We start from the raw sequence: 19664 nt of genomic DNA, 5'->3' as shown, positions 1-19664 counted from the left end.
CTAACGGTTTCCTCTAATAGGCTGCCCAAGCAGCCTATGCGTTATATGTCTGCCAACTATTGGCTACTGTTGAGAGACTTAATCTTCTTCGCGGGCACCCCGCCGACAAGAGTGTCAGGTTCGACGTCTTTAGTCACAACCGATCCAGCCGCCACGACTGAGCGAGCGCCTATGGTTACACCCTGACAGATCACTGAATTGCCACCAATCCAGACGTCGTCTTCAATCGTGATAGGTAAACACTGAATTTCCCACTTTTTACGCAATCTATGGTCTAAAGAATGCGTTGGTGTATACAGTTGAGCACTGGGACCGATAAGCACGTTATTACCAATGTGAATCGGAGCGTTGTCCAACATAGTGACACCCATATTGATAAAGGATCCATCACCTATCGAAATGGTTTTGCCATATTCACACTGAAAAGGCGGACACACCACGCTGCCTTCCCCCACATGCGCAAACAGCTCTGCGACGTAGGGTTTGGCGGCTTCAAACTGTCGCTGGTTGATTTTCTGGAGTAAATCGAAAGCCTGATTTCTTAGTACATCGAACTCAGGGCTAAACGCATCATAATCCAGACCTTGGCACATTTTTTCGAATTCTTTCATAGCTTTCCTGACATTTGTATTTAAAGGAAGCCAGTATAACTGAGGTTAAATTCTGTTCATTGACATTCATCTATGAAATTTATAAAAACTGCTTGAGTAAATTGAACTCAGATTTCCAAGTCGAACTTAACACTTGGTTTTCCTCCAGAACTGGAAATTCATTGCTTTAGCCTTCATCCTCTTCAATACGGTCGCAGCGAAGCCAAAAAATGAAGAGATGGCGCAAATCAGTTTGTAAAAATGGCCTATATCATCCGTCCCAAAAAACTCGTAAAACTCGTCTTCCTCTTTTTGTTCAATCGTCTTCCTCTCGTAAGTTGTGTGACTTTCTACCTGTCTTTGTCTTGATAGCATTTTTAGATTCATTGCTGACCTCCGCGATGCAAAGTCGCTAAATAACCTTGACCTGTTACCAGATTAAGGTTCAGTATCTTTTTATCAATGGAATGAAATGAAAGGTGCTTTTCATGAATAAAAAGGACATCGAATGGAATGACCTTCAGCTGTTTTTAGCAGTGGCTCGCGAGGGCGGCTTGTCCGCTGCGGTCAAATCAACTCAACGAAGTGCGGCAACTCTTGGAAGAAGAATGCATGCACTGGAAAGAGGTCTCGGTAAAGAGCTGTTTATCAGGCACGACAAAGGCTACGAGTTACAGGCAGAAGGCAAAGCCTTGCTCAAAGAACTAAGCGAGATAGAAGAAAAGATCGTTAACGTGACAACACCACTCACATCTAATGCTATTCGCCCTCTAGTCAAAGTTTCCGCGGGTACATGGACGACGCTGTATCTGATAGAAAACCTGAATACACTTATGGACGGCATCTCTGACATTAGGCTTCGCTTTGTGTCTACGGAAAAGGTGTTGGATATTACTCATCGGGAAGTGGTTATCGGCATCCGAAATCAGAGACCAACAGAAGAAACCTTGGTATGCCGCCGGCTCCAAAAAGTAGAATTTGCACCCTATTCAACCCAAAATGCCCCTGATGTATGGATCAAAGTATTGGCGGACATCCCATCTGCCAGATGGCTAGATAAGCATGTAGGAAACAATACCGTCTGTGAAGTTAATGAACCAAGGAACAGTCTGGATCTGGCGTTGGCTGGAAAAGGCATTGCCCTACTGCCGACATTCATTGGCGATTCCCAGGCAACCCTAGTCCGTCAGGGGAATATTGTGGAAGGTTTGGGTCACAACCAGTGGCTTGTGACCCATCAAGATGACCGACACCTTCCCGAAGTTCGCGGTTTAATCGATAGGTTAGGTAAAGTACTGGAGTGAATCAGTCTCGGAGTCAGAACTCTATCAGAGAGAGCTGCCCACTAGCGCTTTGCCATTGGATGTTCAGGGTTAAGCTGAAGCAGATCCCAGCGGTTTCCGTAGAGATCTTCAAATACCGCTACTGTGCCGTAATCTTGTTCACTGGGTTCTCGAATAAAAGTAATGCCCTTCGCTTTCATGCTTTCGTAGTCGCGCCAGAAATCATCGGTACGCAGAAATAAGAACACTCGACCGCCAGCCTGGTTTCCGATAAACGGTTCCTGCTCTTCCTTTGAAGCTCTGGCCAGAAGCAAGGTGACACCTTTTGAACCGGGAGGTGAAACCACCACCCAGCGTTTGTCCTGCTCGGGTTGGTAAGTATCTTCTACCAGTTCAAAATTCAGTGTATTGACGTAAAAATCGATCGCTTCATCGTAATCTTTTACAACCAATGCGATATGGACAATGCTCTGTTCCATTTTTCCTCGCAACGTTCAGTTTTAAGTTTAACAACTAGGTTAACAAAAACACTCTATTTCGATATGGAAAGATAAGACTGCCACTTATTCCATTCGCTCATAAACGCCGTCTCATAAACGAGAAGCAAACATCTTTATCTTATAAGGATATGTGAAACCAAAAGCGTAGGTCTTTTTAAAATCAACTAATTAGAAATAAATCGCCCTTTAAACCCGCTTCTGCACAATTTGTATTTGCACCAAAAGTGAACAACCATTAAGTGCGCAACCCATTTCCGATCTCTGGATTTTGTTTACCCGAATCGGAAGTGCATGCAGACCGTTAAGGAGAACGTCATGTGTTATGTATTTGCAGGGCAATCGCCAGAAAGTTACGATTTCATCTCCCGCTCCGTACGTTTGGGTGGTCACTCTACCAGTGTCCGGCTGGAAGCGAAGTTCTGGACCATCATTGATGATATTGCGGAAAAACAGCACATGACGACCGGGCAGTTCTTGTCACTCCTCTATGATGAAGCCACCGAGCTGCACGGCGAAGTATCCAATTTTGCGTCGCTGTTACGCTGCTCCTGCGTGATGTATCTGTCACAACCTGCGGACGTTATCAATACCGCAAAGCATCAGCTTCGGGTACAAGCTCACTAGTGCTGCTAGCATCAATCATCTAAAAGTTACATTTTTTTAACATGTGGTAGTATGCTACCACCACCTACCCGTGGTTCACGTTTATATTGATTAAAAAATCAACAAAGCAAAGTGAGCCACATATGACAAAAACCATCCACTCTATGATTCGGGTTCTCGACCTGAATCGTTCCATTCACTTTTATACCCAAGCACTCGGCTTGGAGCTGGCGGATCAATTTGAATTTGAGACGTTCACTCTGACCTATCTGCGTGATCCCAAATCGGGTTTTGAAGTTGAATTAACCCTCAATCACGGCAGAGAAACGCCATACGTCCATGGTGACGCTTATGGGCATCTTGCTGTGTGCGTTGAAAATATTGATGAAGTGCACCAAAAACTGGTCGATCTAGCCCTTTCTCCGACACCAGTTAAATCAATGCAACATAACAATAAAACCATGGCGACATTCTTTTTCTTAACGGATCCCGATGGCTACAAAATCGAGTTCTTACAGAAATACGGTCGCTTTCAATAACGGAAATTACACTGGAGGTCGTAAGGATGAACGATCGCAATTTTAGCCGCAGGAAGTTTTTAAAACTTTCGAGCATCAGCGCGGCAACCGCCCTCACACTGAGCTTATCAGGCTACTCGTTAGCCGATCAGAAATGGCAGCTCAGCGTCAGTAACCTGAACACGGATGAAGCCAGATTACTGCTGACACTCTGTCGGCGTATTTACCCACACCCTCACCTGGAAGATTTTTTCTACGGATCTTGTGTGGAGAGTATTGATGCCTCCTTATCGGGTGATGCACTCAGTGCGTTCCAGCAAGGTTTGAGCAAGCTAAAAGCTGCCAAGTTTGCTGATATGTCGGTGACACAACAGCAAGCGATGTTAGAAAGCATAGCTACTGACCCTTTCTTCCAAAGCGTGCGTGGCAACATGGTCGTGTCACTCTACAACAACCCTAAGATTTGGGAGCGCTTTGGCTATGAAGGTCCTTCTTTCCCCAAAGGAGGATATATGCACCGCGGATTTGATGATATCGACTGGCTACCAAAAGTGAGTAAGGAGGGAGCCCATGGCTAAATTTGATTTATCAGACAACAGTGTGGTCGTGGTTATTGGTTCGGGAGCAGGTGGTGGCACACTCGCCAATGAATTGTGCCAAAAAGGCGTTAAGGTCGTGTGTCTCGAAGCTGGTGCTCACTTAAATTTCGCCAGTGATTTCAAAAATGACGAATGGCATATGTTCGGCAAAGAAGCCTGGCTGGATAAAAGAACCACATCAGGTACTTGGGAAGTAGCACGAGACTTCCCCAACCTTCCTGCCTGGATCTGTAAAACGGTTGGGGGTTCAACATTACATTGGGCGGGTGCAAGCCTGAGAATTCAGGAACACGAGTTCAAAACACTTACCCATTATGGCGAGGTTAAAGATGCGACCCTACTCGACTGGCCCCTGACGCTTGCAGAACTAGAACCCTACTACGACAAAGCAGAAGACAAGATGGGCGTGACCCGAACTCACGGTATTCCGGGTTTACCGGGAAATAACAACTTCAAGGTGATGGAGGCTGGTGCCAGAAAGCTGGGGTATAAGCAGGTTCATTCTGGAAGAATGGCGATCAACTCTCAGCCTCGTGATGGCAGACCTGCGTGCATGCAGTTGGGCTTTTGTTTTCAGGGATGTCGAATGTCGGCAAAATGGTCGACCCTTTACACGGAAATCCCGAAAGCAGAAGCGACAGGCAATTTCGAGCTCAGACCCGAATCAACCGTTTTGAAAATCACTCATAACGACCAAGGGCTGGCAGACGGCGTGCTCTACGCCGATAAGGAAGGCAATCATCATCACCAGAAAGCCAAGGTGGTCTGTTTAGCGGGTAACTCCATAGAAAGCCCACGAATCTTGCTCAACTCTGCATCCAGTATGTTCCCAGACGGGCTGGCTAACAGTTCGGGTGAAGTGGGCAAAAACTACATGCGCCATATGACAGGATCGGTGTATGCCGAGTTCAGTAAACCTGTGAACATGTACCGCGGAACCACGATGGCAGGGATCATTCAAGACGAATCGGTTCACGACCCTAGCCGGGGATTTGTCGGTGGATTTGAAATGGAAACCCTTTCGCTCGGTCTTCCTTTCCTCGCTGCATTTCTCAAACCGGGTGCGTGGGGCAATGACTTTGCTAACGCCATGGAGCAGTATGAAAACATGGCTGGTATGTGGCTGGTGGGGGAAGACATGCCTCGCTCATCAAACAGAATCACTCTGAACACGGATGAGAAAGATGCCCATGGATTGCCGATTCCAAATGTGCATTATGACGACCACCCCAACGATGTCGCCATGCGAGAATACGCCTATGAGAAAGGGGAACAAGTGTACGAAGCCGTTGGTGCAGTAAAAACTCACCGAGTAGTGCCCTATCCTTCTACTCATAACTTAGGTACTAACCGGATGAGTGAAAAAGCCAGAGACGGCGTCGTCAATCGGTGGGGACAGTCTCACGACATCAAGAACCTGTTCGTCTCCGATGGTAGCCAGTTCACCACTGGCGCAGCAGAAAACCCGACGCTAACCATAGTCGCCTTGGCTATTCGTCAAGCGGATTACATTGCCGAGCAACTTGCTGCTAAAGCTTTGTAGATGAAAGCGCCGCGAGGGGATCTCGCGGCGCTTTTTAGTCTAGCAGTGCACTTCCATCAAAAAACGGGAAAGGACCTTCGTGCTGTCCGATATAACTGATGTGACCAACAATGCCCTGCTCATCAAGTTTAAACAGACGAATCGCTTTGGGCTCCAACTGAAACGATGGAATGCCTTCTTTATCAAAATCTAACGCGACACTGTGGCTATGAGAAGGTCCGACCCAAACCGGAAGGTGCTTCCAAATTCCGCAAACTGGTCGATGCAGGTGACCCGTCACAACCGCTTTGACCTGATTGAAAGGGGCAATCACATCCCAGAGATCTTCTGAGTTATGAAGGTTTTGCACATCCATATGCTCAACCCCCACTTTTATCGGAGGATGATGCATAAACAGTAGCGTTGGTTTAGAGGTATCCAGTAACTTTTCCCGCAGCCAGTTCAGGCTATCCTTTGCGATATTGCCAAAGGGCTTACCGACAACAGAAGAATCCAGACCAATCAAATGATGATGCTCGGTTTCTAGGGCGAAATTGCACTCCAGCGGATGTTCATAATCGACTAAATCAGACAGCCCTTCACGCAGCTTGACCTTATGGTCGTGATTGCCGGGAATAATACGAATTGGAGCATTCAGTTTTTTTAATTCCTGACGGATAATGACGTACTCTTCTTCCTTTCCGAAATCGCCTAAATCCCCAGTTAACACCACCAGATCAACGTTTAAGGCATTAATATGCTCAATGGCATCCTTAAAACATTGCAACGTATCGACCTTCTGATAAGCGATCTTTCCATCTTGTTTGATATGTAAATCAGTCAGTTGTGCGATAAACATTGCTGTCCTCCATATAAATCATGTGCTGACATTCAACAGACAGGCGAACAACCTGATCTAACCTGAATTCCCGTCGGTCGAAACAGTCAGCCAGTACTGGCTGATCTAAGCCGCAGTCAATGGTTATACGCGTTCTGTCTCCTAAAAAGGCAATATGTGACACTCTGCCGCACAGGTCATCATGCTCCTGATTAGAAACCACAATGTCTTCCGGGCGAACCAACAGCGACAACGCTCTGCCATTCTGCGCAGGTTTTTGAAATTCTTCTGGCAAGGGCAATGTCTGCAGATTAGACAACCTCAGACGCTCCCCATCTTTCACACCTTTGAAGTGATTGATCTCCCCGATGAAGTCCGCCACAAAGTCGGATTTGGGCTGACGATAGATTTCTTCCGGTGACCCAATCTGCGCGATTCGTCCATGATCGAGTACCGCAATGCGATCGCCAATTGCCATGGCTTCTTCCTGGTCGTGCGTCACATAGACAGCGGTAATCTGAAGCTTCTTAAGCAGTACTTGAATGTCATTTCTTAAACGCTTACGCAACAACGCATCTAATGCGGATAAGGGTTCATCCAGTAGTAGTACCGCAGGCTCAACAATAATGGCGCGAGCCAGTGCAACCCTCTGTTTTTGTCCGCCTGAGAGTTGCGAAACGGTTCGAAGCGCAAACGGCTTTAAATCAAACATGGAGAGCATATCTTCAAGCTTCTTCTTACGTTCTTCTTCAGCCACTCCACGAATCTTTAGCCCATATTCAATGTTCTGCGAAACATTCATATTGGGAAACAGCGCGTAAGACTGAAATACCATCCCCACATTACGCTTCTCAATTGGCAGATCGGTGACATCTTGTTGACCGAACAGAATGTTTCCACCACTGTCACAGTTTTCCAGACCAGCAATCATTCTTAGAGTGGTGGTTTTTCCGCATCCAGAAGGTCCAAGCAACACCAGAATTTCACCGGGTTCTATTTCCAGATCGGTAGTTTGTAAGGCAACGGAACCGTCAGGAAAGGTCTTCTTTACTCTGTTCAGGCTAATACCCGGGTTTTGACTAACATGACTCACTAAGACAGCTCCTTACATAGGGTCAGTAACAGTTGGCGATTTCTGACTGCGCTTTAGAAGTTGAGTGGCAATCAGGAGAGGAAGTAAAAGCAAAAGAAATATCAGGGTATAGGCGGAACCAATCTCCAGGCGCATGGAAGCGTAAGCATCGGCTAAACCGACAGGCAGAGTCTTGGTCAGCGGAGTTTGGAGCATCCAGGTAAGATTGAATTCACCAATAGAAAGCGTCAGCGTCATAAGGGTGCCGCTGACGATGCCTGTCATACAGTTGGGCACGATGATATCGACAAATCGACGCCAGAAACTGGCTCCCAGGCTGGCAGCACCTTCTTCCAGCACTTTAAAATCTATGCTCTTGAGCGCAGCAAGAATGGCATTGACCATAAAAGGCAACGTGAAAATTACGTGCCCTGTCAGAATAAACATCCAACTAGATCGGAAATCAGAAAAGTGCCCATAGGTCGTGATAAGCCCGATAGAGATCGCTAAGCCCGGGACGGCAATCGGCAGAGTAATCAGCTCCTGCAGTATTTCCGATAGTCGGAACTGGTGGGCAGCAAGGTAGTAAGCCAGAGGGATTCCCACAATCAGGTTGAATACCACAGATGCCACTGCCACCAGCAGAGTCAGCCATAATGTGTCTGCGTAAAGCGTCCATACTTCGATGACCCATCGCAGGGTCAGACCGCTTTTGAGACCGACAAAATAGTTATTGGTGAGACCAGCCAGAACCGACATGATCACCGGAACCAACAAGAACGCACAAACCAGAACGGTAAAAGCAAGAGGCAGATAAAACGTGTAGTTTCGCTTCATTGTTATGCTCCCATGCTGACAGCAGCCATGCCATAGTGCTTAGCAACAATCAGACAAAGCCAGGTCACCGCACCTAACACAATGCTGAGCGCCGCTGCCATAGGAAGATTGGCACTGAGCGTGAACTCGGTGTAGATGGTCATCGGCAGCACATTCAGGTCTGTTGCCAATGTAAAAGCGGTACCAAAAGCCCCCATGGAAGTAGCAAAACAAAGCGAACCAGAGGAAATCAAACCCGGAACCAAAGCGGGCAATGTCACGTCTCTGAATGTTCTTAATGGACCTGCACCGAGTGAACGAGCAGCCTCCATTAAGCTATAATCCAGCTTTTCAGCCGCGACCATCACCGTAAGCACCACCCGAGGAATGGAAAAGTAGAGATAACCAACAAACAGACCTGCAATAGAATAGGCAAACGTCCATCGTTCGCCTTCCATCCATAGCCCAAGTTGTGCAAACAGCCCTTGTCTGCCTGCCAGCATGATGACGAAAAAGCCAATAACAACACCGGGGAATGCCAGAGGAAAGCTAATCATCGCAATCAGGAAACGCTTACCGAAAAATTCATGCCGAGTCAGAAACAAACCACAAACGATGGCGATCACCAGTGTCAAAAGTGTTACTACAACAGCAAGCACCACGGTGGACCACAAGCTCAGGTAGTACTGTTCGTTGGTTATAATGGCAAGGTAATTCATGGGTTCAGACAAAGCAATCAGCTGAGCAACAGGCAAAACGAAAAACGCTAGGCTAATGACCACAGCAGGAAGAATCAAAATTAGGTACTTATTCATATCTCACTCAAACAGAGGCGACAGTGATACTGCCGCCCAGTCCGGTTACTTCACTTCTTTCAGGTAACGCTGAGCAAATCCCGTTTGCGCACCTGCCATACTGGCAAAATCAATGGCTGTGGCACGAGCGTAGTCACTCGCAGGTAAGAATTTCTTCTTGGTTTCCTCATCCATAGCCGATGCCACAACAGGTCTTAAGAAAGCTTGTGCCCATACTTTCTGGCCTTTATCTGAGAGAACAAAGTCCAGAATCTTTTTCCCATTCTCCGGATTTGGGGAGTTCTTCACCTGACTCATCACGTAGGGCACCACCAGAGAACCTTCTTTAGGGATGACAAACTCGATGTTAGCGTGGTCTTTGTATTTGGCTCGATAAGCGTTGAAGTCAAAATCGAGGAGAATTGGGATCTCACCAGAAAGCACACGCGCATAGGAAGTTTGCTTAGGCACAATCGGTTTGTTTTTCTTTAACTTGGCAAAGTATTCGATCGCCGGATCAAAGTTCGACAAATCGCCTCCCATTGCACGGTTTACCGCTACTGCACCCGCATAACCAACAAACGCACTGGTCGGGTCAAGATACCCCACCATTCCTCGGTAATCAGACTTAAGCAAATCAGCCCAGGATTCAGGTACTGGCTTTCCTTCCAGAGCATCTTTATTCACAAAGAAACCCAGAGTCCCTGAATGAATGGCGAACCATTTACCATCCGGATCTTTTAAGCCAGCCGGGATCTGGTCCCAGTTCTTTGGCTTATAACCCGTGACGACATCTTGCTCTGCCGCTTTGATACCAAAAGAGACGCCGTAATAAGCCACGTCAGCAACTGGGCTGTTTTTCTCAGCAATCAGCTGAGAGAGCGTCTGACCTGAGTTTTTATTATCCATCGGAACCGATATATTCAGCTCCTTTTTGATTTGTTTAAGCTGACCACCCCAGTTAGCCCACTCTGGCGGGCAGTTGTAACAGGTGGCGTCTGAGGCAAGCACTGGCTGCACAGATGCAGCGAAGGTGATTGCAACCAGGCTAAGCCCGGCAATCGACTTAAATAACATGGGTTTCACTCCTTGATGTAAAAGTTAAGTTTTTCCTGTAGCGCTTACGCCACCGTTCCAGTCATCATCAGTTGATGACCTACTTCAATCTGTCTGCTGATCTGCCTCGTCCGGTTATGGGCAATGCGTTCATTCAGCAGTAAATCCACGGCAACTTCTCCCATCTTTTGGTATGGAACCGAAACCGTGGCTAATTGTGGGTGATACAGCATTCCCAGTGCCATTCCGTCAAAACCAACAACACTCACGTCTTCCGGAATTTTTGCTCCCTGCTTGCGAAGTGCCTTCAACGTGCGCAGTGCCAGCAGATCATTGGTGCAAAACCACGCGGTCACATTACTGTTAGGGCAAAAGCTGTCATCGTGAATGTCTGGGGCATGTCTGTTTGGAGGCTGTTCCACATGGGTGATCTGGCTGATGTCGTAACCAAGCTCCTTTAACGCATCGGTATAACCCGCGAATCTTGCTTTGCCGCGATCAGAGGCAGAAAAATCCATAGTGACAACACCAAAGTTGGTATGACCTTTTTTATGCAGGGCAAAAGCGACTTCTCGGCTCGCCTGATAGTTGTCGACGTAAACGCACGCTTCTTCCGACTCACTTTGGTTATGTAGCAAGCAATAAGGAAAGCCAAACTCTCGCAGCAGAGAGAGCGCTTCGTTGTTCTGTGTCGAAGATACCGTGAGCAACACTCCGGCAACCCGTTGGCGCAACAGAGTGATAATGGCCAGCTTTTCGAGCTCACTCTGGTATTGAGTATCAATGATGAGGGTGGAGTATCCGTAGAACCGAGCTTTAGACTGAATGGCAGACGCGATTTCCGCAAACACCGGGTTATTCAGGCTGGGAATCATCAACCCTACAGTGGGATTGGTGTTGAGTTTAACTCCGGTGAATTGCTTTCTTGGAGAGTAGCCCGTTAGCTCAATGACCTTGGCGATACGTTCTGACGCATCTGGTGCGACCAACTCTGGCTTATTCATGTATCGAGACACTGTAGTGGTGGACACGTTCGCAAGCTGAGCGACATCTTTGATGTTCATATTCACTTCAAACCCATATAAAAACTACGGACAAGAGTAAAAATTGAACATGACAAATTTATGATCGTTTTCTGCACGTTAATCAACGTTGCATTGAATTTCCTACCATTTAACGTGGTTTTATTGAATTTTAGCGATTGAAACTAATTCGTTTCACATCCTTTTTGATTAATGTGTCAATTGCGTGAAATTTACGCTATAGTGATTTTCGCCTGCCTGATATTGATATTCCTCCCAAGTTGCACAGAAAACGTTTTAATAGAAATCACCAATTAATTTTATAGAAAAAACCTATTTCCAATCAGAAATATAAAAACCCTATACTGCTTGTTGGCAGAAAAGAGCTTTGAATCTTGTATATAAAGGAAGCAAATATGCAGGTCGTCAAAAGCTTACTTATCTTATCAATGGGCGTTACGTTTAGTGCACACAGTACAACAATGACACGTGACAACGGCGCACCAGTTGGAGATAACCAAAATTCGATTACGGCAGGTCCTACGGGCAGCGTGCTGCTGCAGGATGTGCATTTAATTCAGAAACTTCAAAGATTTGCCCGTGAGCGAATCCCTGAGCGTGTTGTGCATGCCAGAGGAACAGGTGTTCATGGTGAATTTGTTTCTAGTGGGGATTATTCCGATCTCACCATTGCTGCGCCGTTTGCAGAAAAAGGCAAGAAAACGCCGGTATTTGTGCGTTTTTCTACCGTCGTTCATCCTAAGGGATCTCCCGAGACACTGCGTGATCCACGTGGGTTTGCCACAAAATTTTATACCGATCAGGGTAACTGGGATCTGGTAGGGAATAACCTGCCTGTGTTCTTTATTCGTGATGCGATTAAGTTCCCGGACATGGTTCACTCACTGAAGCCGTCTCCTATTTCTAACGTGCAAGACCCGAATCGATTCTTCGATTTTTTCAGCCATGAGCCAGGGTCAACCCATATGCTTACCTGGGTGTACTCGAACATTGGTGTACCTGCCAGCTACCGTAAAATGGACGGTTTTGGTGTACATGCTTTTAAGTGGATTAACGAATCGGGTGACGTGAAATACGTTAAATTCCAATGGAAGAGCCAGCAGGGAACACAAGGTTTACGCCCTCATGAAGTGGTAGAAACTCAGGGTAAAGACTTTAACCACCTGACCAACGATCTCTATCAGGAAATCAATAAAGGCAACTTTCCTAAATGGGACCTTTACGTAAAAGTTCTGACACCTGAAGCTCTGATGAAGCTCGATTACAACGGCTTAGACGCCACTAAAATGTGGTTGGACGTTGCGGATCAGAAAGTCGGGACTATGACACTTAACCGTGTGCCAGATAACTTCTTTCAGGAAACCGAGCAATCCGCTTTTGCACCTTCTAACTTAATTCCGGGTATTGAGCCTTCGGAAGACCGTTTGCTGCAAGGTCGCATCTTCTCTTATGCCGATACGCAAATTTATCGCTTAGGCGCAAACCACTCTCAATTCCATGTGAACCGTCCGAAAGTGGAAGTGCGTAATCACAACCAGGAGGGCGCGTCCAACTTTGGTAACACAACTTCCGATATCAACTATCAGCCTAGCCGCAAGCTAGATCTGGCGGAAGATACCAAGTTCAGAGCAGTTCGCACTCCGCTGAATGGCACAGTGCAACAGCAGGCGATCAGCAATCCGCGCAACTTCTTCCAGGCTGGTGTGTTGTATCGAAGCTTGTCACCACAGGAACAGGAAGACCTGGTGACTAATCTGGCGGGCGATTTGGGCAAAGTAGCCGATGATGAAATCAAACACATCATGCTTAGCCACTTCTACCGTGCTGATGAAGACTTCGGTAAAGCCATTACCAGCGCAGTCAAAGGCGACATGGCGAAGGTGACCAAGTTCGCAAGGATGTAGTTCGCAAGCATGTAGTTCGCAAATATGTAATTAAAAATTAAATATCCAAGCCCCGTGCGCCACTTCCCCTGCTCTTTTCTGCCAATTAGAGTGGTGGTGTACGGGCACCTCAAATACTGGAGGTTGTCATGAAATCCATTTTCGTATCCATCTTTGCCTCATTCGCAAGTCTGTTGTTCACTTGCTCACTGGCTTATGCCAGCCAGCCGCAGGCTTCTTCATCCGAGTCACTTGCAGAGCAGCAAAGCTCGCTTATTCGCTACTTCTTTGCCGCTGCCAGAACCGGTGAATCCGACGTGATAAAAACCTTTCTCAATGCCGGATTCCCCATAAATCAAACCAACCCACAAAGTTACACCGCACTTATGGTCGCGGCTTATCATGGTCAGTCCGACATCGTAGATACCTTGCTGGCACACGGAGCCGATTCCTGTATTCAGGATAAACGGGGAAACACTGCCATTATGGGTGCTCTCATTAAGGGAGAATTTTCGATTGCTAAGACACTTTATGGTCATGAATGCGATCCGAATCTGCGAAACAAAGCAGGCATGACTCTGAATGAGTTTGCTGAATTCTGGGGGCAACAAGACAGATTAGCTGGTGAATGATTCACCAGCTTTTATTCCAATTCAGATGCGTATCGCTATGTGGCAAAAATGCACTGAGGCTGGTTCGACAGTTTGGCCTGATACATCGCCTGATCCGCCGCTTTTTTCACCCTTTCTAAGTCGTGCCCGTTTTCTGGTGCGATGGCTGCCCCTACGCTAACACCGACGACGTAGCAATGACCATCATGCATGATTGGTTCACGCATCAGGGTATGAATTCTGTCGGTGAGTGCCTGAACATCCTGCTTTTCACGCACTTGTTCAAGTACCACGATAAACTCATCTCCGCCGATCCGGCTGACAAACCCATCATGCTTGACGGCGGTTTTTAGTCTTTCTGCGGTGATCCTCAAGCAATGATCACCGGCATCATGCCCGTAGGTATCGTTGACCTCTTTAAATTTGTTCAAATCCAGAAACAGCAACCCAACCTGATATTTGGTGTTTTTGTTGCGTTTTAACGCCTGATAGTAAAGCTCACGCATTAATTTGTAAGTGGGCAACTGGGTCAGGTCATCATGACTCGCCTGCCACTGAATATAGTCCCGCTGGAGTTGCAGTTCGTGGATCAGGCGTCGGGTTGCATCCCGATACTTGTACAGTGAATAGCTGGTAATGCTGAAAAACATCATCATACAGATCACATAACCAGCCCAGTGTGCCGGGCTGTGCAATAGATCGGCAACCAGAATTTTGGGCGTTAGAAAATCAGTAATGAAGGCGACAGCAACACTAATACAAAACAGCGAGATCACGGCAATATAGCGATTAGTCCAGCTTTGCCGGAAACACATGGAAACCACAAATATCGATAATGGAAACAACAGAATACTGCCTGCCATCGGTCCGATTGACACAAATCCTATCGCAAAATTAATGAAAAGGATCATGACAATATAAATGGCTTTTCTGCGGGTTCGGATTTTGTGTCGACGGATGGTGATAAAGAGCAGCCAGCACATCAAAATAAAGTTAACTATCAGTGTGCTGTTGAAACCGAAGTTCCAGGTGCGGACAGCGAGCGCAATCAATCCAAATATGCTGTAAATGCTGCCTAAAACCAGAATCAAGTTGATGAGCTTTCTTCTGACCGACGCTTCTAAATGAGCGACTTTGTTGTTCTTGAGGTACATCTTCTTTCCCCACCGAGTAAGGCATAGCTATAGTCTTATTCAAATTGTGGGTAATTAGGAACGGAAAATAGATTCATTATTGATATATTTTTCAATAATTCTCATTTATTAGGCAAACCGGAAAGCTTACAGATACAAAGCGGTGCTGTAATACAATTTAAACACAAATGGATATCAACCCGCTCATGCTGCATCACGCATGTCCAACGGGAGGCAAAAAGCGCTTTGATAGCTCCACTTCCTGATCTTCCATTCGCTCTTGTGCCATTACCATGTGTTCTGCCATGATTTCTCTTGCCGCTTTTGCATCCCCGGATTTTAACGCCTCGATCAACTTGAGTTGATAAGCCGTCCCTTTCTCCCATAGCTCGATATTTGGTGGGTTATACAGTTCCCGAGTCACCGTCATATCCGTCAGCATCCTGCTCATAAACCGAATCACAAAACCTAACAATGGGTTGTCTGCCAACTCAGCGAGAGCGATATGAAATTGCAGCGAATCGACATGGTGATCGCGTTCTTCTTCCAGCGTTTTTGCGGGTTCTGCGTATTTGTTGATGATGTTTTCTAGCCGATCTAAATCCGTTTCACTCAGCTTGCCCGCTAGCGACGCCGCGAGTTCAGGCTCCAGAGTACGACGAAGCTGGTAAATATCAGAAAGAGAAAGGTTTTGGAAGTAGAAATAATTGCTGAGAAGGTTACTCGCCAACGGTTCGGAAACCGCATTCACAAACGCGCCACCCTTGGGACCGGTACGAGTGCGGATAAGCCCCTGCACTTCCAGAATACGCATGGTTTCACGAATAGTGCCCTTCGACATTTTGAACATCTCTATCAAGACATGCTCCTGCGGAAGAGGATCGCCCGGCTGCAACCCGTGTTCCACTATCCACTGTTTAATGGCTTCTGCAGCGCGATAAGGGCGTCTTAATTTCGCGGTATTCTCTTGGTTCAGAATGTTACTGGTAAACGGGGTGGTGGCACGCGACAAACTGATTTCCTTCTAGCTCATTCAATTTCGGAACGCTTTCCATGCATTGGTGACTGGCATTGGGGCAACGGGAAGCAAAGGCACACCCTTTCGGAGGGTTAAGTGGATCGGGCAATTCAGCGTCTTTATCAGGAACCTGAATTGCACGTCCTACAACCGGAGCACTTTCCGCTAGCAACTTAGTGTAAGGGTGTTTGGGTGATTTGAAAATCTGTTCTGCGCGACCCAGCTCGACTAATGTTCCAAAATACATCACGGCAACCCGATCGCTGACCGCTTCGACCACCGCTAAATCGTGGCTGATGAACAGGTACGTCAGGTTATTTTCTTCCTTGATGTCTGCCAGAAGGTTCAACACCTGTGCCTGAACCGACACATCAAGCGCGGAAACAGGCTCATCAAGGACCAATATCTCGGGTTTGGCGACCAGTGCTCGTGCAATTCCGATCCTCTGTGCCTGCCCACCCGAAAACTCATGGGGATAACGCTCTAAAAATTCTTCTCGCAAACTCACTTGCTTAAAGGCTTCTCTGATTCGCTCTTCCCGTTCAGTTTTAGGCAATTGATGCAACGCTTTTAATGGTGCTTCCATGGAAGCTTGAATGGTTCTTCGCGGATTCAGTGAACTAATAGGATCCTGAAAAACATATTGAATGTGCTGCCCGAGCTGACCACCCGAGTTCGACGATTCATTTTCAAACGAGAGTTGCCCCTCACTCGGCTCCAGTAACCCCACCAGCATTCTGGCGAGCGTCGATTTCCCGCAGCCAGACTCGCCAACGATTCCTAATGTTTCGCCTTTCTCGACCGCTAAAGAGAGATTATTGAGCGCCTTAACGCCTTTTTTATTGCGATTGAACCATCCCGCCGATACCCAATAAGTTTTCGATAGGGACTGTATGTTTAATATCGTGCTCATGCTTGGGAACCCTCTGGGAAGTGACAGCGAACAAACCGATCCGATGATCGTTCTTCTTTCGGTGATTGCTGGCGACAAGTCTCGGTGGCTTTGCTGCAACGGGCAGCGAAATTACAGCCAATGGGTAAATCGCTGGTGAGTGGAGGCAACCCTTCTATCGCATGCAATTGTGTTTTCCCCCGCCCCAATTCAGGTACACATTGAATAAGCCGATGGGTATACGGGTGTTTTGGCGAAGCCAAGACGTTCTGAGTACTGCCCTCTTCTACGATCTCGCCGGCATACATCACGGCAACCCGATCGCACAGCTGTGAAACCACACCAAAATCGTGAGTGATAAACAAAATCGCGACACCACGTTCGCGCCTTAATTCATCAAGCAGCGCCAGTATCTGCCCCTGTACCGTCACATCCAAAGCTGTGGTTGGCTCGTCTGCAATGATCAGTTCAGGGTCGTTAATCAACGCCATAGCAATGGCAATGCGCTGTCGCATACCACCAGACAACTCATGAGGGTACGCGTTAATGCGCTCCGCTGCGTTGGGAATATGTACCGCTTCCATCAGGTCGATGGCTTTCTTTCTGGCTTGTGATTTCGAGATGGAGTGGTGAACGAGAATCGCCTCGGTCAACTGTTCTCCAATTTTCAGTAGCGGATGCAAAGTGGACAGAGGATCCTGGAAAATATACGCCACTTTGTCGCCGCGAAGTTGTCGCAAACGCGGATATGGCATGCCAATCAGTTCTTCCCCTCCCATCTGGATAGACCCACCAGTGATCACACCGGGTGGCGAAGGAATCAGCCCCATAATAGAGAGTGCAGTGACCGACTTACCTGAACCGCTCTCCCCCACTATACCCAGACATTCCCCTGCCTTTATGTGAAAAGACACTCCATTGCTGGCTTTGTACACTCGTTGCCCGATGTAAAAGCGCGTGTGTAAACCCGATACAGAAAGCAGTGCATCTTGCGGGTGGTCGGGCGTGGCTGAATTCGGTTCTTCCAGGTTCACTTTGGTTGCTGCCGCAGGGCGCGACAAAGCCCCGGATTTCAAACGCGGATCAAGAGCATCACGGATTCCGTCACCGAGTAAGTTCACGCATATAACGATAAGGAAAATCATCAGCCCGGGCACAACACTGGCGTGTGGGTATGAGATCAAGGCATTACGCGCTTCCCCCAGCATGGAACCTAAATCCGCCTGAGGAGGTTGAGAACCTAAGCCAAGAAAAGAAAGCCCGGCCGTTTCAAGAATCATCCATCCAATGGTGGTCGACATCGCCACCACAATAATTGGAATCACGTTGGGCAGCACTTCAAACAAGATAATTTTGAAGTGAGACATGCCCGCTAAACGTGCTGCATCAATAAACTCTTTATGAGCAATGCCAACGGTTACCCCACGAATGTTTCGGGCAAAAAAGGGAATGTTGACCGCAACAACAGCAATCAGCGCATTCATCAAACCCGGTCCCAGTGCCGCCACAATCGCCAGGGCAAGGAGAATGTAAGGAAACGCCATAAGCATGTCGACAGTCCGCATAAACAGGTTATCGACCCGACCACCAAAGTAACCGGCAACAATACCAATCGCGGATCCAATCACCGCCGCACCAATGGATGCAGAGATACCCACCAGCAGGCTGAGCTGCGTTCCCCACATCAGACGAGAGAAGAGATCGCGCCCCAAGTGATCGGTTCCTAAAAAATGATTGGGAGAAAACACGGGCAAAAACTTGTTCGCCGTATTGGTGGCATCTGGATCCTGAAGACCTAACCAAGGCGTCAGGCAAACCAGCAGTATCAAGAAGCCAAAAACAATGAGTGCAATCGCGGTCAGAGGATTCCTGAGCAATAACGAAAAAAACAGCTTCATGAACGAATCCTCGGGTCTAGCAGGCTTTGTAGGATATCCACCAATATATTGAATAACACGTAACACACGGCGACAAACACAACGCCGCCCTGCACTAACAGAATATCTCGCTGCAAAATGCCGTTCACTAACATGCGCCCGATTCCCGGCCACTGAAACACCATCTCGATGTAAACCGCCCCTGAGATAACAAACCCAGCCTGAATCCCCAGTACAGGAACAATCGAAACCATGGCACTTTTCAGGGCGTGTTTCCAAATCACCGAACGCTCACGGACCCCTTTTGCTCTGGCTGTGCGTATGTAATCCAGCCTAAGGACTTCCAGCATGGCTGAACGAGCCAAGCGCGCAATCACCCCTGTGGCAACGGAAGCCAAGGCCAGCGAAGGCATCACCAAGTGGGAAATAAGATCGGGCAAATCGCCCCCGCCATAAATTGCGAACATGCCAGACACTGGGAACCAGCGAAGCTGAATCGCAAACAGCAGAATCATCATCATGCCGAGGAAAAATGAAGGGATAGAAATGCCAAGCAAGACGACGAATGTAGTCAGTCTGTCGGTGAACGAAAACTGACGCGCCGCAGAGATAACACCAACCACCACACCAAAAAACGCACACAGAACAAAACTGGTTCCAGCCAGAATTAAGGTGGCATTAAAACGTTCTAACACCTCATCCAATACTGGTCGATTCAACGAGTACGAACGCCCCAGATCCCCCTGTAGCAGGTTAGAAATCCAGATAAAATATTGCTCTATCAGGCTTTTATCGAGCCCAAGTTCCTGATTCAGTTTTTGTACATTTTCAGGTGTTGCGTACGACCCTAATATGGCGGTAGCAGGATCGCCGGGAATCAGAGACATAATCAGGAACACGATCACTGTGATGCCCAACAATACGGGCACTGAGGAAATCAGCCTGTGCAGCAGGTATTGACCCATACCATTACTCCATTGGTATAAGGGGAATCAGCGCCGGAGCATTGGCTCCGG

General features: G+C 47.5%; 20 protein-coding genes. 7 read left to right on the top strand and 13 right to left on the bottom strand.

All coding sequences use genetic code 11. The annotated features are described in order from the left end of the window. Positions 1–56: 56 nt before the first annotated feature. Entirely contained in the window at positions 57–611 is a 555-nt protein-coding gene (locus tag INR79_RS21700) for a sugar O-acetyltransferase (protein WP_022561016.1), read from the bottom strand. A 467-nt stretch (positions 612–1078) separates the two neighbouring features. Between INR79_RS21700 and INR79_RS21695 the strand changes: the two genes are divergently transcribed. Further along, positions 1079–1894: a LysR family transcriptional regulator gene (locus INR79_RS21695; protein ID WP_223099853.1), complete on the top strand. Its 816-nt coding sequence runs from the start codon at positions 1079–1081 to the stop codon at positions 1892–1894. A gap of 41 nt (positions 1895–1935) precedes the next feature. Here the strand turns inward: INR79_RS21695 and INR79_RS21690 are convergent, their stop codons facing one another. Continuing rightward, positions 1936–2352 carry a VOC family protein gene (locus tag INR79_RS21690; protein ID WP_223099851.1) on the bottom strand — a complete coding sequence of 139 codons (417 nt, stop codon included), beginning with the start codon at positions 2350–2352 and terminating at the stop codon, positions 1936–1938. Positions 2353–2688: 336 nt separating this feature from the next. Between INR79_RS21690 and INR79_RS21685 the strand changes: the two genes are divergently transcribed. The 4 genes from INR79_RS21685 to INR79_RS21670 all read left to right on the top strand — a co-directional run bounded on the left by INR79_RS21685 (position 2689) and on the right by INR79_RS21670 (position 5636). Next, positions 2689–2997 (top strand): ribbon-helix-helix domain-containing protein, encoded by a 309-nt coding sequence (locus INR79_RS21685; RefSeq protein WP_022561013.1) that lies wholly within the window; start codon positions 2689–2691, stop codon positions 2995–2997. 122 nt (positions 2998–3119) lie between these two features. After that, entirely contained in the window at positions 3120–3515 is a 396-nt protein-coding gene (locus INR79_RS21680) for a VOC family protein (protein ID WP_223099849.1), read from the top strand. A gap of 26 nt (positions 3516–3541) precedes the next feature. Continuing rightward, positions 3542–4072, top strand: a complete 531-nt coding sequence (locus INR79_RS21675; RefSeq protein ID WP_223099847.1) for a twin-arginine translocation signal domain-containing protein — start codon at positions 3542–3544, stop codon at positions 4070–4072. Continuing rightward, on the top strand, positions 4065–5636 hold the full coding sequence (locus INR79_RS21670; RefSeq protein ID WP_223099845.1) for a GMC family oxidoreductase: 1572 nt from the start codon (positions 4065–4067) through the stop codon (positions 5634–5636). Before INR79_RS21675 ends, INR79_RS21670 begins: the two co-directional genes overlap by 8 nt. Before the next feature lie 34 nt (positions 5637–5670). Here INR79_RS21670 and INR79_RS21665 read toward each other — a convergent pair whose 3' ends face one another. The 6 genes from INR79_RS21665 to INR79_RS21640 are packed head-to-tail and all read right to left on the bottom strand — an operon-like array spanning position 5671 to position 11255. Next, the gene (locus INR79_RS21665) at positions 5671–6474 is read right to left on the bottom strand and encodes a phosphodiesterase (protein WP_223099843.1); all 804 of its coding nucleotides are present in this window, start codon (positions 6472–6474) and stop codon (positions 5671–5673) included. After that, complete coding sequence (locus tag INR79_RS21660; RefSeq protein ID WP_223099841.1) at positions 6452–7546, bottom strand: ABC transporter ATP-binding protein; 1095 nt, start codon at positions 7544–7546, stop codon at positions 6452–6454. The genes INR79_RS21665 and INR79_RS21660 overlap by 23 nt, the downstream gene beginning before the upstream one ends. A gap of 12 nt (positions 7547–7558) precedes the next feature. Next, a complete protein-coding gene (locus tag INR79_RS21655; protein ID WP_223099839.1) occupies positions 7559–8362 on the bottom strand; it encodes an ABC transporter permease in 804 nt (267 codons plus the stop codon). A 2-nt stretch (positions 8363–8364) separates the two neighbouring features. After that, positions 8365–9156, bottom strand: a complete 792-nt coding sequence (locus INR79_RS21650) for an ABC transporter permease (RefSeq protein ID WP_223099837.1) — start codon at positions 9154–9156, stop codon at positions 8365–8367. 45 nt (positions 9157–9201) lie between these two features. Beyond that, positions 9202–10212 carry an ABC transporter substrate-binding protein gene (locus INR79_RS21645; protein WP_223099835.1) on the bottom strand — a complete coding sequence of 337 codons (1011 nt, stop codon included), beginning with the start codon at positions 10210–10212 and terminating at the stop codon, positions 9202–9204. A gap of 44 nt (positions 10213–10256) precedes the next feature. Then, complete coding sequence (locus INR79_RS21640; protein ID WP_223099833.1) at positions 10257–11255, bottom strand: substrate-binding domain-containing protein; 999 nt, start codon at positions 11253–11255, stop codon at positions 10257–10259. Positions 11256–11629: 374 nt separating this feature from the next. On the opposite strand from INR79_RS21640, the gene INR79_RS21635 reads away from it, so the two are divergent. Together INR79_RS21635 and INR79_RS21630 are read left to right on the top strand one after the other, a co-directional pair. Beyond that, positions 11630–13138, top strand: coding sequence for a catalase (locus INR79_RS21635; protein ID WP_223099831.1), 1509 nt, complete (start codon positions 11630–11632; stop codon positions 13136–13138). Positions 13139–13266: 128 nt separating this feature from the next. Further along, entirely contained in the window at positions 13267–13749 is a 483-nt protein-coding gene (locus tag INR79_RS21630) for an ankyrin repeat domain-containing protein (protein WP_223099829.1), read from the top strand. A 35-nt stretch (positions 13750–13784) separates the two neighbouring features. Here INR79_RS21630 and INR79_RS21625 read toward each other — a convergent pair whose 3' ends face one another. The 5 genes from INR79_RS21625 to INR79_RS21605 form a co-directional block, all read right to left on the bottom strand. Then, positions 13785–14882 carry a GGDEF domain-containing protein gene (locus tag INR79_RS21625; RefSeq protein ID WP_052704020.1) on the bottom strand — a complete coding sequence of 366 codons (1098 nt, stop codon included), beginning with the start codon at positions 14880–14882 and terminating at the stop codon, positions 13785–13787. Between the two features lie 193 nt (positions 14883–15075). After that, the gene (locus INR79_RS21620; RefSeq protein ID WP_223099828.1) at positions 15076–15873 is read right to left on the bottom strand and encodes a FadR/GntR family transcriptional regulator; all 798 of its coding nucleotides are present in this window, start codon (positions 15871–15873) and stop codon (positions 15076–15078) included. Then, positions 15842–16792 carry an ABC transporter ATP-binding protein gene (locus INR79_RS21615; RefSeq protein WP_223099827.1) on the bottom strand — a complete coding sequence of 317 codons (951 nt, stop codon included), beginning with the start codon at positions 16790–16792 and terminating at the stop codon, positions 15842–15844. Before INR79_RS21615 ends, INR79_RS21620 begins: the two co-directional genes overlap by 32 nt. Beyond that, complete coding sequence (locus INR79_RS21610) at positions 16789–18669, bottom strand: dipeptide/oligopeptide/nickel ABC transporter permease/ATP-binding protein (RefSeq protein WP_223099826.1); 1881 nt, start codon at positions 18667–18669, stop codon at positions 16789–16791. Before INR79_RS21610 ends, INR79_RS21615 begins: the two co-directional genes overlap by 4 nt. After that, positions 18666–19613: an ABC transporter permease gene (locus tag INR79_RS21605; RefSeq protein ID WP_223099824.1), complete on the bottom strand. Its 948-nt coding sequence runs from the start codon at positions 19611–19613 to the stop codon at positions 18666–18668. The genes INR79_RS21610 and INR79_RS21605 overlap by 4 nt, the downstream gene beginning before the upstream one ends. Positions 19614–19664 lie beyond the last annotated feature (51 nt).

It is taken from the genome of Vibrio sp. SCSIO 43132 (assembly GCF_019904195.1).
In the GTDB taxonomy this organism is placed as follows: domain Bacteria; phylum Pseudomonadota; class Gammaproteobacteria; order Enterobacterales; family Vibrionaceae; genus Vibrio; species Vibrio nigripulchritudo.
Note: the sequence above shows the minus strand (reverse complement) of the source record. Positions and strands in the feature narration are given on the sequence as shown.